Here is a 14,329-nt window from a genome sequence, read left to right as displayed (position 1 = left end):
ACCTTACTGACCGGAGGCCGGGACGTCGGAATCGGAACCGGCGCCGTCCTTCAGGAGCACGTCGGCGTCGAAGCAGGTGCGGTCGCCGGTGTGGCAGGCGGCGCCCACCTGGTCGACCTTGACCAGCAGGGTGTCGGCGTCGCAGTCCAGGGCGACGGACCTCACCCACTGGAAGTGGCCGGAGGTGTCGCCCTTGACCCAGTACTCCCGGCGGCTGCGCGACCAGTAGGTGCAGCGGCCGGTGGTGAGGGTGCGGTGCAGCGCCTCGTCGTCCATCCAGCCGAGCATCAGTACCTCGCCCGTGTCGTACTGCTGGGCGATGGCGGGCACGAGGCCGTCGGAGCTGCGCTTGAGGCGGGCGGCGATCTCCGGGGCGAGGCCGCTGGGCGGGGGCGTACCGGTCGTACTGGTCATGGGTGCCATTGTGCCGCGCGATACCGACAGTCACGGACCGTGTCCACTGTCCGGACCGTGCGCGGGGCCTTAGGCTGGCATCATGTCGACCTTCGCCAAGCGTGAACGGCTTCTGCTCGCCGACCTCTTGGAGACCGCCGGTCCCGAGGAGCCGACCCTCTGCGAGGGCTGGGTGACCCGTGATCTGGCCGCGCACGTGGTGGTGCGCGAGCGCCGGCCCGACGCGGCCGGGGGCGCGCTGCTCAAGCAGCTCGCGCCGCGCCTGGAGAAGGTGACGGCCGAGTTCGCCGCGAAGCCGTACGAGGAGCTGATCCAGCTGATCCGTACCGGCCCGCCGCGGTTCTCGCCCTTCCAGCTCAAACAGGTCGACGAGGCGGCGAACACGGTTGAGTTCTACGTCCACACCGAGGACGTCCGCCGCGCCCAGCCGGACTGGTCGCCGCGCGAGCTGGACCCGGTGTTCCAGGACGCCCTGTGGTCGCGCCTGGAGCGCACCGCGCGGCTGCTGGGCAGGGGGGTGCCGACGGGCCTGGTGCTGCGCCGCCCGGACGGCCAGACGGTGGTCGCCCATCGCGGCGCCCCGGTGGTGACGGTGACCGGCGAGCCCTCCGAGCTGCTGATGTTCGCCTTCGGCCGGCAGAACGCGGCGAAGGTCTCGGTGGACGGCGACGCGATCGCGATCACCGAGCTGCAGGACTCCAAGCGGCTGGGCATCTGAGGAGCACGCCGTGATCAAGGTCGCGATGACGAGCGTCTACGTCGACGACGTGGTCAGGGCACACGCCTTCTACACCGAGGTCCTCGGCTTCGAGACCCGCACCCGGCTCGACCTCGGCGGGGGCACGCTGTTCGTGACGGTCGGCGCGCCCGGCGGCGCCCAGCCGGACCTCCAGCTGCTCCTGGAGCCCGGCCAGGGCCCCATCGCGGAGCCGTACCGCACCGCCGTGTACGAGGCGGGACTGCCGGCCATCGTCTTCTCGGTCGAGGACATCGCGGCGGAGTACGACCGGCTGCGCGCGCTCGGCGTCCGCTTCACGCACGAGCCGCAGGAGCAGGGGCCGGTGATCGCGGCCGTCCTGGACGACACGGTCGGCAACCTGATCCAGCTGGCCCAGCCGAAGGGCTGAGAGGCGCCGGCGGAGCGTCCCGGCCCCCGCGGCCGACCGTTCTCGGGCCTGCCCGCCGGCTGTTCCGGCCTGCCAGCCCGCCGACCGGCCCGCTCCCGCGGCCCGCCCCCCTCGGCCCGCGCCCGCGCGGCCCGCTCAGCGGACCGGGTGTCCCGCCCCTCGCAGGGCCTGCTTGACCTCGCCGATGCGCAGGTCGCCGAAGTGGAAGACGGAGGCCGCGAGGACCGCGTCCGCGCCCGCCGTGACCGCCGGGGCGAAGTCGGCCAGCCGGCCGGCGCCGCCGGAGGCGATGACCGGGACGGTGACCTGCTTGCGGACCGCCGTGATCATCTCCAGGTCGTAGCCGTCCCTGGTGCCGTCGGCGTCCATCGAGTTGAGCAGGATCTCGCCCGCGCCGAGCTCGGCCGCCCGGTGGGCCCATTCGACCGCGTCGATGCCGGTGCCCCGGCGGCCGCCGTGGGTGGTGACCTCGAAGGTGCCCCCGGGGGTGCGGCGGGCGTCCACCGACAGGACCAGGACCTGCCGGCCGAAGCGTTCCGCGATCTCCCGGATCAGGTCCGGGCGGGCGATCGCCGCCGTGTTGACGCCCACCTTGTCGGCGCCCGCCCGCAGCAGCTTGTCGACGTCCTCGGCGGTACGCACCCCGCCGCCGACGGTGAGCGGGATGAAGACCTGCTCGGCGGTGCGGCGCACCACGTCGTAGGTGGTCTCCCGGTCGCCGGAGGACGCGGTGATGTCCAGGAAGGTCAGCTCGTCGGCGCCCTCCGCGTCGTACACCTTCGCCATCTCGACGGGGTCGCCGGCGTCGCGCAGGTTCTGGAAGTTGACGCCCTTGACGACCCGGCCGCCGTCCACGTCCAGGCAGGGGATGACTCGGACCGCCAGGGTCATGCCGTGGTCTCCCGTCGGTACGCCTCGACCTCGACCTCGACGACCAGGCTGGGGTCGACGAGACCGGAGACGATGAGCATGGACGCCGCGGGCCGGACGGCGTCGAACAGCTCCTTGTGGGCGCGCCCGACATCGTCCACGTCTCGGGCGTGGGTGACGTACATACGTGTGCGCACCACATCGTCACGGCCGAGGCCGAGCTGCGCCAGCGCCTCGAAGGCGACGTTGAAGGCGTTGACCGTCTGCTCGTAGGGACCGCCCCCGGCGATCTCGCCGTCCACTATCGAGGTGCAGCCGGAGACCAGTACCAGGCCGTTGGGCAGCTCCACGGCGCGGGAGTACCCGAAGGCCTCCTCCCAGGGCGCGCCCGTCACGACTCGTCGCAGCTCACTCACGGGGCCACCGCCTCCAGTGCTTCTTCCAGGGTGAACGCCTTGGCGTACAGGGCCTTGCCGACGATGGCGCCCTCGACACCGAGGGGCACCAGCCCGGCCAGCGCGCGCAGGTCGTCCAGGGACGACACACCGCCGGAGGCCACGACCGGCCGGTCGGTCGCCGCGCACACGTTCCTCAGGAGCTCCAGGTTCGGGCCCTGGAGGGTGCCGTCCTTGGCGATGTCGGTGACGACGTAGCGCGCACAGCCCTCCTGGTCGAGGCGGGCCAGCGTCTCGTAGAGGTCGCCGCCGTCGCGGGTCCAGCCGCGGCCGCGCAGGGTGGTGCCCTTGACGTCCAGGCCCACCGCGATCCGGTCGCCGAACTCGGCGATGACCTTGGCGACCCACTCCGGGCTCTCCAGGGCGGCCGTGCCGAGGTTCACCCGGCGGCAGCCGGTGGCCAGCGCGGCCGCCAGTGAGGCGTCGTCCCGGATCCCGCCGGACAGCTCGACCTTGATGTCCATCGCGCCGGCGACCTCGGCGATCAGCTCGCGGTTGTCGCCGGTGCCGAACGCGGCGTCCAGGTCGACCAGGTGCAGCCACTCCGCGCCGGACCGCTGCCAGGCGAGGGCCGCCTCCAGGGGGGAGCCGTAGGAGGTCTCGGTCCCCGACTCGCCGTGCACGAGACGGACCGCCTGGCCGTCGCGGACGTCGACGGCGGGGAGGAGTTCGAGCGTGCTCACAGTGTTCCGATCCAGTTGGTGAGGAGCTGGGCGCCGGCGTCGCCGGACTTCTCGGGGTGGAACTGGGTGGCCCACAGCGCGCCGTTCTCCACCGCGGCCACGAACGGCTTGCCGTGCGTCGACCAGGTCACCAGCGGGGCCCGCATCGAGGCGTTGTGCGTCTCCAGGGACCAGTCCCGGACCGCGTAGGAGTGCACGAAGTAGAAGCGGGCGTCGGCGTCCAGGCCGGCGAACAGCCGGGACCCGGCGGGCGCGTCCACGGTGTTCCAGCCCATGTGGGGCACGACCTCGGCCTGCAGGGGCTCGACCGAGCCGGGCCACTCGTCCAGGCCCTCGGTCTCCACGCCGTGCTCGATGCCGCGGGCGAACAGGATCTGCATGCCGACGCAGATCCCCATCACCGGCCGGCCGCCGGACAGCCGCCGGTCGATGATCCAGTCGCCGCGGGCCCCGCGCAGGCCCTCCATGCAGGCGGCGAAGGCGCCGACGCCGGGCACCAGCAGCCCGTCGGCGTTCATCGCCTTGTCGAAGTCACGGGTGATCTCGACGTCGGCCCCGGCGCGGGCGAGGGCGCGCTCGGCGGACCGGACGTTGCCGAAGCCGTAGTCGAAGACGACGACCTTCTTCGCGGATCCGCTCAATTCCACACCTCCAGCCTCACGACGCCCGCCACCAGGCACATGGCGGCGCCGATCGAGAGCAGCACGATCAGGCTGGTGGGCATCTTCTGCTTGACGAAGGAGATGATTCCGCCGACCAGGAAGAGGCCGACGACGATCAGTACGGTGGACAGCCCGGTCATGGCTTTACAGCGCGCCCTTCGTCGAGGGGAGGATGCCTGCCGCGCGCGGGTCGCGCTCGGAGGCGTAACGCAGCGCCCTGGCGAGCGCCTTGAACTGGCATTCCACGATGTGGTGTGCGTTGCGCCCATAGGGCACGTGCACATGGAGGGCGACCTGGGCCTGTGCCACGAAGGACTCCAGGATGTGCCGGGTCATGGTGGTGTCGTACTCACCGATCATCGGGGCCATGTGCTCCGGCTCCGTGTGCACGAGATACGGGCGGCCGGAGAGGTCCACCGTGACCTGGGCGAGGGACTCGTCCAGCGGGACCGTGCAGTTGCCGAAGCGGTAGATGCCGACCTTGTCGCCGAGCGCCTGCTTGAAGGCGGCGCCGAGGGCGAGGGCGGTGTCCTCGATGGTGTGGTGCGAGTCGATGTGCAGGTCGCCGTCGGTCTTGACGGTGAGGTCGAACAGACCGTGCCGGCCGAGCTGGTCGAGCATGTGGTCGTAGAAGCCGACACCGGTGGCGATGTCGGTCTTCCCGGTGCCGTCGAGGTCGATCTCGACGAGGACCGAGGTCTCCTTGGTGGTGCGCTCCACGCGCCCTACGCGGGTCATGCGTCCAGCTCCTTCTTGACTTCACGTACCGCGTCGAGAAACGCGTCGTTCTCCTCGGGGGTTCCGGCGGAGACCCGCAGGAAGCCGGGCACGCCGTTGTCGCGGACCAGCACTCCCCGGTCGAGGATCTTCCGCCACACCGCGTGCGGGTCCCCGAACCGCCCGAACTGCACGAAGTTGGCGTCGGACTCGGTGACCTCCAGGCCAAGCGCCCGCATCTCGGCGACCAGCCGGTCCCGCTCGGTCTTCAGCTGCTCGACGTACTTCAGCAGGGTGTCGGTGTGCTCCAGGGCGGCCAGCGCGGTCGCCTGGGTGACGGCCGACAGGTGGTACGGCAGCCGTACGAGCTGTACCGCGTCCACCACCGCGGGGTCGGCGGCCAGGTAGCCGAGGCGCAGCCCGGCCGCGCCGAAGGCCTTCGACATGGTCCGGGAGACGACGAGATTCGGCCGACCTTCGAGCAGCGGCAGCAGCGAGTCGCCGTGGCTGAACTCGACGTAGGCCTCGTCGACGACGACCACGGACGGCCGGGCCGCCTGGGCCGCGTCGTACAGCGCGAGGACGGTCTCGGCGGGCACCGCGTTGCCCGTGGGGTTGTTGGGGGTCGTGATGAACACGACGTGGGGCCGGTGCTCGGCGATCGCACGGGTGGCGGCCCCGACGTCGAGGGTGAAGTCGTCCTCGCGCGGTCCGGCGATCCAGCCGGTGCCGGTGGAGCGCGCGATCAGCGGGTGCATCGAGTAGGACGGCTCGAAACCGATCGCGGTGCGGCCGGGTCCGCCGAAGGTCTGCAGCAGTTGCTGGATGACCTCGTTGGAGCCGTTGGCCGCCCAGACGTTCTCGACGCCGAGCGGGTGGCCCCCGGTCCTGGTCAGGTATCCGGCCAGCTCGGTGCGGAGCCGGACCGCGTCCCGGTCGGGGTAGCGGTTCAGGTTCCGGGCGGCCTCGCGCACCCGCTCGGCGATCCGCTCGACCAGCGGCTCGGGCAGCGGGTAGGGGTTCTCGTTGGTGTTCAGCCGGACGGCGACGTCCAACTGGGGCGCGCCGTAGGGGGACTTGCCGCGCAGCTCGTCCCGTACGGGGAGATCGTCGATGCCTGTCACTTGCCCTCGGGTACCTTCCAGCCGAACCTCGCCCTGACCGCCGCGCCGTGGGCCGGCAGGTCCTCCGCCTCCGCCAGCGTGACCACGTGGTGGGCGACGTCGGCCAGGGCGTCCTCGGTGTAGTCGACGATGTGGATGCCGCGCAGGAAGGACTGCACGGAGAGCCCCGAGGAATGGCAGGCGCAGCCGCCGGTGGGCAGCACGTGGTTGGAGCCGGCCGCGTAGTCGCCGAGGGAAACCGGTGCCCAGGGGCCGACGAAGATCGCGCCCGCGTTGCGGACCCGGCCGGCCACGGCGGCGGCGTCGGCGGTCTGGATCTCCAGGTGCTCGGCGCCGTACGCGTCGACGACCCGCAGGCCCTCGTCGACGCCGTCCACCAGGACGATCGCGGACTGCCGCCCGCGCAGGGCGGGGACGATGCGGTCCTCGACGTGCTTGGTGGCCGCGACCTGCGGCTCCAGCTCCTTCGCCACCGCGTCCGCGAGTTCGACGGAGTCGGTGACCAGCACGGCGGCGGCCAGCGGGTCGTGCTCGGCCTGGCTGATCAGGTCGGCGGCGACGTGCACCGGGTCGGCGGTGGCGTCCGCGAGGACCGCGATCTCGGTGGGTCCGGCCTCGGCGTCGATGCCGATCCGGCCGGTGAAGTAGCGCTTGGCGGCGGCGACCCAGATGTTGCCGGGGCCGGTGACCATGGTGACGGGCGGGCAGGACTCGGTGCCGTAGGCGAACATGGCGACGGCGGAGGCCCCGCCGGCCGCGTAGACCTCGTCGACACCGAGCAGCGCGCAGGCCGCGAGGATCGTCGGGTGCGGCAGCCCGCCGAACTCCGACTGGGCGGGTGAGGCGAGCGCGATGGACTCCACGCCGGCCTCCTGCGCGGGCACCACGTTCATGACCACGGACGACGGATAGACCGACCGGCCGCCGGGCGCGTAGAGCCCGACCCGCTCGACCGGCACCCACTTCTCGGTGACCGAGCCGCCGGGCACGACCTGGGTGGTGTGGCTCGTACGGCGCTGTTCGCGGTGGACCAGGCGGGCCCGCCGGATGGACTCCTCCAGGGCCGCGCGGACGGCCGGGTCCAGGTCCTGGAGCGCCTTGGCCAGGGCCTCGGCGGGCACCCGCACCTGCTCCAGGGCGACCCCGTCGAACTTCTCGGCGAAGTCGATCAGCGCCGCGTCGCCCCGATGATGCACGGCTTCGCAGATCGGACGCACCTTCTCCAGGGCGGCCGAGACGTCGAAGTCGGCTCGGGGCAGCAGGTCGCGCAGGGCGAGTCCCTCGGGGAGGGCGTCACCGCGCAGATCGATTCGGGAGATCACAGGCTCAATTCTCTCAGACGGCACTCTCGGCCCGTCCGCGCGTATCAATGGCTGATACAGAACGTGAGCCAACGGCCGGTACATAGCCTGGCCGGAACCCGGAAGATCACCTTCACGTGTGGTGTTCGAGGGGTCACGGACCGGGCATCACCGGTGGACGAACACCTGACTGACGAGTAGCCGAGGAAGAAGGAAGAGCCGTGACCGAGGGGGTCAGGGACGGTGAACTGCCGGACGATCTGACAGCGGCCGAGGCCGGCATGTGGCAGGCCTTCCGCAACGGCAGTGTGTACGACCTGAGCAGCGGCGACGCGCAGGTGGACGATCCGCACGGCGGCCACCCCTGGGGGCCCGAGCGGACCGTACGGGCGCGGATCGTCTGCTGGCTGCTGCTCGACGGGCCGCCGGCGCTCGCGGGCCGGGTGGCCGCGCTGAAGCTGGCCGGGCTGCGGATCACCGGCACCCTGGACCTGGCCGGCGGCACCGTCACCCCGTACGTGGAGCTGCGCGGCTGCCGGTTCGACGACGAGGTGCTCCTGCCGGAGGCCCACTTCACCACCGTGCGGCTCGTCGACTGCGCGGTGCCGCGCCTGGAGGCGGCCCGGGTGCGCACCGAGGGCGACCTGCATCTGCCGCGCTGCCGGTTCCTCGGCGGTGTCCGGCTGACCGACGCGCACATCGGCACCGACCTGCTGCTGAACCAGGCGGTGGTCTACCGGGACCGCAGCGGACGGGCGATCGCGGCGGACGGCATGACCGTCGGGCAGGACCTGCAGGCGGACCTCCTGGAGGCGTACGGGGAGCTGAGCCTGCGCAGCGCGAAGGTGGGTGTCTCGCTGAGCCTGCGGGGGGCGCGGCTGCGCAATCCCAACGGGCGGTTCGCGCTGAACGCGCCCCAGCTGACCGTCGGCCGCACCCTGTACCTGACCCCGGCGGGGGTGGGCGGCCCCTGGCTGAGCGGCACCACCCCGGCGCGCGGGACCCGGATCCAGCGGTTCGAGTGCCAGGGCGGGATCCGGCTGGACGACGGGCGGTTCGGGGACGCCGTCGACCTGGAGCGGGCGCGTTTCACGTTCACCGACGACCACGAGCTGTCGCTGCGCCGGGTGCAGGCGCCGGAGCTGCGGTTCCTCGGCGAGGAGCCGCAGCGCGGCCGGGTGCTGCTGTCGGGCGCCCGCACCGTGAACCTGGTCGACCGGGCGACCAGCTGGCCGGGCCCCGGGCGGCTGCACATGGGCGGCTTCGCCTACGAGAACCTGGTCCCGCAGGGCCCGTTCCCGCTGACCAGGCGGCTGGGCTGGGTGGCGGCGGCGACCGCCGAGTACAACCCGGAGCCGTACGAGCGGCTCGCGACCGTGCTGCGGGGCGCCGGCGAGGACGAGGACGCGCGCGAGGTGCTGCTCGCCAAGCAGCGCCGGCGCCGCGAGACGCTGCCGGTCGCCGCGAAGTTCTGGGGGTACGCGCAGGACCTGACGGTGGCCTACGGGTACCGGCCGGGACGCGCGGCGGTGTGGATGGCGGTGCTGTGGGCCGCCGGCACACTCGCCTTCGCGCACGCCCCGCATCCGCCGATGACCTCCGGCGGGCATCCGGACTGGGATCCGGCGCTGTTCGTCCTGGATTTGCTGCTGCCGGTGATCGACCTGGGCCAGGTCGGCCAGTGGCGCCTGAGCGGCGGCTGGCAGTGGGCGGCGGCCGCGATGATCCTGCTGGGCTGGATCCTGGCGACGACGGTGGCGGCGGGGGCCACGCGGCTGCTGAGACGCGGTTAGGCCCCGGGGCGCGGGCGGACGGGGCCGGGGCGGGGCGCGGCCGGGCGCGGGCGCCGGCACGCGCACGGGCGCGGTTACGCCTGACAGGTGCCCCACAGACGGGCAATAGCCACCTTTTACCTTTCCTTGACTTGGAACGCTACAACTTTCACGGAATTGGGCCGGTGGTCTGGCGCACGCCCGACCTGCCGACTTTCAATGGCGAGACCATGGCTTCACTGCGTGCGCTGTTCCGTTCCACTCGGACGGCAAGGACCACCCCGCGCCCCGCCCTCGGCCCGCTCCCGGCCGACGACGAGGTCCTCCTCGACGCGCCCGACGAGCGGCTCGCCCCCGTGCTGGTCGCGGCCGGCCGGGGCGAGTACCTGCCCGCCGCACGGCTGCTGGCCGGCACCCGGGCCGCGGCGGACTGGGAGGAACGGGACCGGTACGTACGCCGGCTGGCGCTCTTCGCCCGCTCCCGGGCCGAGTGGCTCACCGACTGGTCGACGGCCGCTCCCCACGACCCCGACCTGCTCCTGCTGCGGGCCCAGCTCGCGGTGGACCGGTCCTGGCCCTCCCCGGCCCGGACCGAGTTGCTACGCGCGGTGAGTCCCCTCATCACGGCCGCGGCGCGCGGCGACGACCGGGACCCGGTGCCGTGGCGGGTGGCGCTGGACCACGCGCGCGGCTCCGACGCGGGCCACAAGTACTTCGAGGAACTGTGGGAGGCTGCGGTCCGCCGCGCCCCGCACCACTACGGCTGCCATGTGGCGGCCCTGCGCTACCTGGGCACCTACTGGCACGGCTCGCACGCCGAGTGCTTCGACTTCGCAGACCTGGCCGCCCAGGACGCCCCGGCCGAGTCGCTGGTCCAGGCCCTGCCCGCCCGGGCCGCCTTCGCCTACCTCGCCGACGGCTGCGGCCCGGTGGTGCCGCGCGCCCGCCTGGACGCGGCGGCCGACCGGGCGATCGCCCTGTCCGGCCGGTTCCCGGCGGCCGACCCGTGGCCGGCCGAGGTCCGCAACAAACTGATGTACCTCCTGGTCCGGCTGGAACGCTGGGAGGCGGCCCGCACCCAGCTGCGGCTGATCGGACCGTACGTCACGTCGTTCCCCTGGGACCGCCTGTCCGACGACCCGCTGGGCCATTTCGTACGGCTGCGCGCGCACCTGCTGACCGGTACGGAACCGCTCCCCGCGACCGGCCCTGTCCCCTCGCAGCGGAGCGCCGGACGCCCACGGGCCGAGCACGGCGGACATGTTCCCGCCGATGACCATTAGGCTGTGGCGCCGTGACCACCGTCCGTCTTCCGCTCTTCCCGCTCAACTCGGTGCTGTTCCCGGGACTCGTGCTCCCGCTGAACGTCTTCGAGGAGCGCTATCGCGCCATGATGCGCGACCTCCAGAAGACCCCCGAGGAGGAACCGCGCCGGTTCGCCGTCGTGGCGATCCGCGACGGCCACGAGGTGGCGCTGAGCGCGCCGGGCATGCCGGACCCGACGGCCGAGCCCGAGCGGGGCCCTGCGGCCGGCTTCGGGCCGGACCCCCTCAAGTCCTTCCACCGGGTGGGGTGTGTGGCGGACGCGGCGACGATCCGGGAGCGGGCGAACGGTACGTTCGAGGTGCTGGCGACCGGGACCAGCCGGGTGCGGCTGCTCTCCGTGGACGCCTCGGGGCCGTTCCTGACGGCCGAGCTGGAGGAGCTGCCGGAGGAACCGGGCGACGAGGCGGGCGCGCTCGCGGAGGGCGTGCTGCGGGCCTTCCGCCAGTACCAGAAGCGGCTGGCGGGGGCACGGGAGCGCTCGCTGTCCACGGGCGTCGAGCTCCCCGACGAGCCGTCCGTGGTCTCCTACCTGGTCGCCGCCGCGATGATGCACGACATCCCCACCAAGCAGCGGCTGCTCCAGGCGCCGGACACCGCGTCCCGGCTCCGCGACGAGCTGAAACTGCTGCGCTCCGAGACGGCGATCATCCGCAATCTGCCGTCGCTGCCCGCGGCGGAGCTGACGCGGTCGCCGACGAGCCTGAACTGAGCCGGGACCCCTTGCCATGCCGAAGAAGCCGAACAAGAAGCAGCAGTCCGCGGGTACGCCGGCGACGGTGGCCCTGACCGCGGCGGGCGTGGACTTCACCGTCCACTCCTACGACCACGACCCCTCCCACCCGTCGTACGGCGAGGAGGCGGCGGAGGCCATGGGCGTCTCCCCGGACCGGGTCTTCAAGACCCTGGTCGCGGACGTGGACGGCGCGCTCACGGTCGCGGTGGTGCCGGTGGCCGGCAGCCTGGACCTGAAGGCCCTGGCGACGGCGGTCGGCGGCAAGCGCGCGGCGATGGCGGACCCGGCCCTCGCCGAGCGCACGACGGGTTACGTCCGGGGCGGTATCTCCCCGCTGGGCCAGCGCAAGAGGCTCCCCACGGTCCTGGACGCGTCGGCGTCCGCGCACGCGACGATCTGCGTCTCGGCGGGCCGCCGCGGTCTGGAGGTCGAACTGTCGCCGACGTCGCTGGCCGACCTGACGGCCGCGACGCTGGCCCCGATCGGACGGGCCTGACCTCCCGCCACGGCTCCCGTTCCCGGTTGTGGCGGGGGGCGGCGAACTACGCCGGCGGAGCCGCGTACGGGCCGTCCTCGTAGGGCGGTTCCGGGTCCCGCGGACCGAACAGGGCCGTCAGCCCCAGGTGCACCAGCAGCGCGGCCAGCGGCCACGCCAGCAACGCTCCCCTCGCCCCCAGCTTCAGCGGCGCCGAGAAGGTGACGCCCTTGCCCACCGCCTGGGCGTGCGCGATCACGTCGTGCTCCGGTCCCAGCCAGATCCCCAGCCGCCACGCCAGCAGCGCCCCGAGCAGTCCGCCGACGCCCAGCGCCACCACCAGCGGCACGCCGCCTCGCCGCTGCCACAGGAAGGCCGCCGCCGCGCTGACCGCACCGAACGCGAGCGCCAGCAGCGTGAACGTTCCGTCGACCCCCGCCGCCTGCTCCCCCTCGGAGTCCGCCAGGTAGACCACCCAGCCCTTGGCGGTGTGGTCCCCCACCAGCGGCACGTGCGGCGCGAGCCACAGCCACAGCAGTCCGAGCAGCACCCCGCTCACCGTGGCCGCGAGGACGACCACCGCGGCCTGAAGCAGCTCGGTCCTCATCCCGGGACCGTCCTGACCGTACGGTGCTTCGACCGTCCCGGCAGGCGGCGGTCCCTGCCAGGACTGGTGCGGGGACTGGTCGTGCGGTGGCGGAGGCGGCGTCAACGGTGCTGTCACCATGACATCGTGCCAGGCCGGCCTGTGCGGCGCGTCACCGGACGGCGGCCCGGCGGTACGCCCAGGTGGCGACGGCCAGCGAGACGACCCCCACCGCGGCACAGACACCCAGGTCAGCGAAGACGACGGCCCAGTCCGGCCGCGCCCCGAAGGTGCGGGCGTAGGCCTCCACGCCGTAGGTCGAGGGCAGCAGGTCGCGGGCGAACCGGATGATCCCCGGCATCCGGTCCGGCGGCAGCACGCCGAACAGCAGCGCCGCCGACATGCCCAGCTGCCCGAGCAGCGTCGCGAGTTCCGGCCGGGGCGCGAGCAGCCCGCAGGCGGCGCCGACGCCGGACAGGGCGGCTCCGGCCAGCGGGATCACGGCCAGCAGAACCCACAGGTTGGTCAGCGGAAGTCCGAACAGCACGCACCCGAAGACGGCCGTCACCAGCGTCCCCGGCACGGTGAAGGACGCGTAGGCCGCGGCCGCCCCGAGCACCACGGAGGCGGGCGGCACCGGCAGCGTGGCGTAGTGGTCGAGGCCGCCGCTGGCCCGCAGCTGCCCGAAGTACTGCGCGAGCAGGTTCAGGGCCACGAAGGCGACGACCACCACCGCCGAACCCGCCACCACGGACTGGGCCTCGCTCCGGCTGTCCACCACCCCGCGCATCATGATCATGATGCCGACGGACTGGAAGGTCGCGACGAACAGCAGCGGGATCCGCGCCACCCTGGCACGCGACAGCTGTGCCCGGTAGACGGCCACCAGGGACGGCCACAGTCGGGCGCGCGGGCCCAGCTCGGCCGCCGCGCGCGGCGCCGTCTCCTCCAGGGCCAGGGCACCGCCCGGCAGAACCTCCGCGGGTACGACACTCACGTCGCGCAGCTCCTCTTCCAGGCGGCATCCACGGCACGGACGGCCGCCGCGCCTTCCCGTACGGACCCGGTCGTCCCGGTGTTCACGCTCATGCCTTCACCAGCCCCTGCCGTGCGGCGCCGCCCAGCGCCAGGTAGACGTCCTCCAGGCTGGGCGTGGCGAGGGTGAAGTCGTCCAGGGCGGCGAAGGCGGCCCCGCCGGTCACCGTGGCGACGACGGCCCGCGCCTCCTCGGGGGCGAGCCGCAGTGTCCAGCGCCGGCCGGACTCGGCGGCACGCTCCTTGAGGACGGCCACCTCGGGCACGTCCAGCGGGGCCCGCTCCCGCCACACCAGCTCCACCCGTACCTCGCCCGCGACCCGTTCCTTGAGCCCGGACGGCGTGTCGCAGGCGATGACGCGCCCCTGGTCGAGCACGGCGACCCGGTCGAGCACGGTCTCGGCCTCGATCACGTTGTGGGTGACCAGGACGACGGTCGCGCCGTGCTCGGCCCGCCGCCGGTCGACGGCGGCCCACACGGCCCGCCGGGCCACCGGATCCATCCCGGTGGTCGGCTCGTCGAGCACCAGCAACGGCCGCTCCCCGACCAGCGCGGCGGCGAAACAGGCCAGCCGCCGCTGCCCTCCGGAGAGCTTCTTGATCGCCCGCCCGGCGATCGGGCCGAGTCCGAGCTCCTCCAGCACCGCGTCCCGCTCGGCACGGGCCTGCCGCGCGTCCAGTCCGCGCAGGCGGCCGGTGGTCTCGGCGGCGAGGGACACGGTCAGCTCGTCGAGGGCGCTGGACTCCTGGCCGAGGTAGGCGAGGATCCGCGCGGCCCGTTCCGGATGCCGCACGATGTCGTGTCCGAGGATCTCTACGGTGCCCGCGTCGGGCCGCAGCAGCCCCGTGAGCTGCCGGACGAGGGTCGATTTGCCGGCCCCGTTGGGTCCGAGCAGTCCGAAGATCTCCCCGCACCGGACGTCGAGGTCCACCCGGTCGGTGGCCCGGACCTCGGGCACCGCCGGGGTCCCGCGCCGCGCTCTGACCGCGGCGTAGGTCTTGGTCAGCCCACGCACGGCACACACCACGTCGCTCTGCTGCCGAAGTGC

The 14,329-nt window shown here is 73.1% G+C and carries 18 protein-coding genes; 6 read left to right on the top strand and 12 right to left on the bottom strand.

The features are described from left to right. Positions 1–3: 3 nt before the first annotated feature. The gene (gene hisI / locus ACFY3I_RS13645) at positions 4–414 is read right to left on the bottom strand and encodes a phosphoribosyl-AMP cyclohydrolase (protein ID WP_365283164.1); all 411 of its coding nucleotides are present in this window, start codon (positions 412–414) and stop codon (positions 4–6) included. Between the two features lie 82 nt (positions 415–496). On the opposite strand from hisI, the gene ACFY3I_RS13640 reads away from it, so the two are divergent. Together ACFY3I_RS13640 and ACFY3I_RS13635 are read left to right on the top strand one after the other, a co-directional pair. Then, positions 497–1,132, top strand: coding sequence for a TIGR03085 family metal-binding protein (locus ACFY3I_RS13640; RefSeq protein WP_390860683.1), 636 nt, complete (start codon positions 497–499; stop codon positions 1,130–1,132). A 10-nt stretch (positions 1,133–1,142) separates the two neighbouring features. Then, positions 1,143–1,541: a VOC family protein gene (locus ACFY3I_RS13635; RefSeq protein ID WP_390860682.1), complete on the top strand. Its 399-nt coding sequence runs from the start codon at positions 1,143–1,145 to the stop codon at positions 1,539–1,541. Between the two features lie 135 nt (positions 1,542–1,676). On the opposite strand, the gene hisF is transcribed toward ACFY3I_RS13635, so the two are convergent. The 8 genes from hisF to hisD are packed head-to-tail and all read right to left on the bottom strand — an operon-like array spanning position 1,677 to position 7,374. Beyond that, positions 1,677–2,432, bottom strand: coding sequence for an imidazole glycerol phosphate synthase subunit HisF (gene hisF, locus ACFY3I_RS13630; protein WP_365283154.1), 756 nt, complete (start codon positions 2,430–2,432; stop codon positions 1,677–1,679). Further along, positions 2,429–2,827: a RidA family protein gene (locus ACFY3I_RS13625; protein ID WP_390860681.1), complete on the bottom strand. Its 399-nt coding sequence runs from the start codon at positions 2,825–2,827 to the stop codon at positions 2,429–2,431. The genes hisF and ACFY3I_RS13625 overlap by 4 nt, the downstream gene beginning before the upstream one ends. After that, positions 2,824–3,549 carry a bifunctional 1-(5-phosphoribosyl)-5-((5-phosphoribosylamino)methylideneamino)imidazole-4-carboxamide isomerase/phosphoribosylanthranilate isomerase PriA gene (gene priA / locus ACFY3I_RS13620; protein WP_365283150.1) on the bottom strand — a complete coding sequence of 242 codons (726 nt, stop codon included), beginning with the start codon at positions 3,547–3,549 and terminating at the stop codon, positions 2,824–2,826. The genes ACFY3I_RS13625 and priA overlap by 4 nt, the downstream gene beginning before the upstream one ends. Next, positions 3,546–4,196, bottom strand: a complete 651-nt coding sequence (gene hisH / locus ACFY3I_RS13615; RefSeq protein ID WP_390860680.1) for an imidazole glycerol phosphate synthase subunit HisH — start codon at positions 4,194–4,196, stop codon at positions 3,546–3,548. The genes priA and hisH overlap by 4 nt, the downstream gene beginning before the upstream one ends. After that, positions 4,187–4,351 (bottom strand): hypothetical protein, encoded by a 165-nt coding sequence (locus ACFY3I_RS13610; RefSeq protein WP_351325110.1) that lies wholly within the window; start codon positions 4,349–4,351, stop codon positions 4,187–4,189. The genes hisH and ACFY3I_RS13610 overlap by 10 nt, the downstream gene beginning before the upstream one ends. 4 nt (positions 4,352–4,355) lie before the next feature. Then, complete coding sequence (hisB, locus tag ACFY3I_RS13605; protein WP_365283146.1) at positions 4,356–4,949, bottom strand: imidazoleglycerol-phosphate dehydratase HisB; 594 nt, start codon at positions 4,947–4,949, stop codon at positions 4,356–4,358. Beyond that, positions 4,946–6,052 carry a histidinol-phosphate transaminase gene (locus ACFY3I_RS13600; RefSeq protein ID WP_390860679.1) on the bottom strand — a complete coding sequence of 369 codons (1,107 nt, stop codon included), beginning with the start codon at positions 6,050–6,052 and terminating at the stop codon, positions 4,946–4,948. Before ACFY3I_RS13600 ends, hisB begins: the two co-directional genes overlap by 4 nt. After that, a complete protein-coding gene (gene hisD, locus ACFY3I_RS13595; RefSeq protein ID WP_390860678.1) occupies positions 6,049–7,374 on the bottom strand; it encodes a histidinol dehydrogenase in 1,326 nt (441 codons plus the stop codon). Before hisD ends, ACFY3I_RS13600 begins: the two co-directional genes overlap by 4 nt. A gap of 200 nt (positions 7,375–7,574) precedes the next feature. Here hisD and ACFY3I_RS13590 point away from each other — a divergent pair, with 200 nt between their 5' ends. The 4 genes from ACFY3I_RS13590 (at position 7,575) to ybaK (ending at position 11,680) form a co-directional block, all read left to right on the top strand. Further along, positions 7,575–9,146, top strand: a complete 1,572-nt coding sequence (locus ACFY3I_RS13590) for an oxidoreductase (RefSeq protein WP_390860677.1) — start codon at positions 7,575–7,577, stop codon at positions 9,144–9,146. Between the two features lie 209 nt (positions 9,147–9,355). Continuing rightward, a complete protein-coding gene (locus ACFY3I_RS13585; protein ID WP_390860676.1) occupies positions 9,356–10,408 on the top strand; it encodes a hypothetical protein in 1,053 nt (350 codons plus the stop codon). Positions 10,409–10,419: 11 nt separating this feature from the next. Beyond that, entirely contained in the window at positions 10,420–11,160 is a 741-nt protein-coding gene (locus tag ACFY3I_RS13580; protein WP_365283136.1) for an LON peptidase substrate-binding domain-containing protein, read from the top strand. A 16-nt stretch (positions 11,161–11,176) separates the two neighbouring features. Beyond that, positions 11,177–11,680: a Cys-tRNA(Pro) deacylase gene (ybaK, locus tag ACFY3I_RS13575; protein WP_390860675.1), complete on the top strand. Its 504-nt coding sequence runs from the start codon at positions 11,177–11,179 to the stop codon at positions 11,678–11,680. A 46-nt stretch (positions 11,681–11,726) separates the two neighbouring features. Here ybaK and ACFY3I_RS13570 read toward each other — a convergent pair whose 3' ends face one another. From ACFY3I_RS13570 to ACFY3I_RS13560, 3 genes are all read right to left on the bottom strand, one after another. Then, positions 11,727–12,383: an AAA family ATPase gene (locus tag ACFY3I_RS13570; protein WP_390860674.1), complete on the bottom strand. Its 657-nt coding sequence runs from the start codon at positions 12,381–12,383 to the stop codon at positions 11,727–11,729. Between the two features lie 34 nt (positions 12,384–12,417). After that, positions 12,418–13,242, bottom strand: a complete 825-nt coding sequence (locus tag ACFY3I_RS13565; protein ID WP_390860673.1) for an ABC transporter permease — start codon at positions 13,240–13,242, stop codon at positions 12,418–12,420. An 88-nt stretch (positions 13,243–13,330) separates the two neighbouring features. Further along, the gene (locus tag ACFY3I_RS13560; RefSeq protein ID WP_390860896.1) at positions 13,331–14,305 is read right to left on the bottom strand and encodes an ABC transporter ATP-binding protein; all 975 of its coding nucleotides are present in this window, start codon (positions 14,303–14,305) and stop codon (positions 13,331–13,333) included. Between the last annotated feature and the right edge of the window lie 24 nt (positions 14,306–14,329).

Source organism: Streptomyces sp. NPDC001068 (assembly GCF_042897315.1).
GTDB lineage: Bacteria > Actinomycetota > Actinomycetes > Streptomycetales > Streptomycetaceae > Streptomyces.
This window is presented reverse-complemented; position numbering and strand designations above follow the sequence as displayed.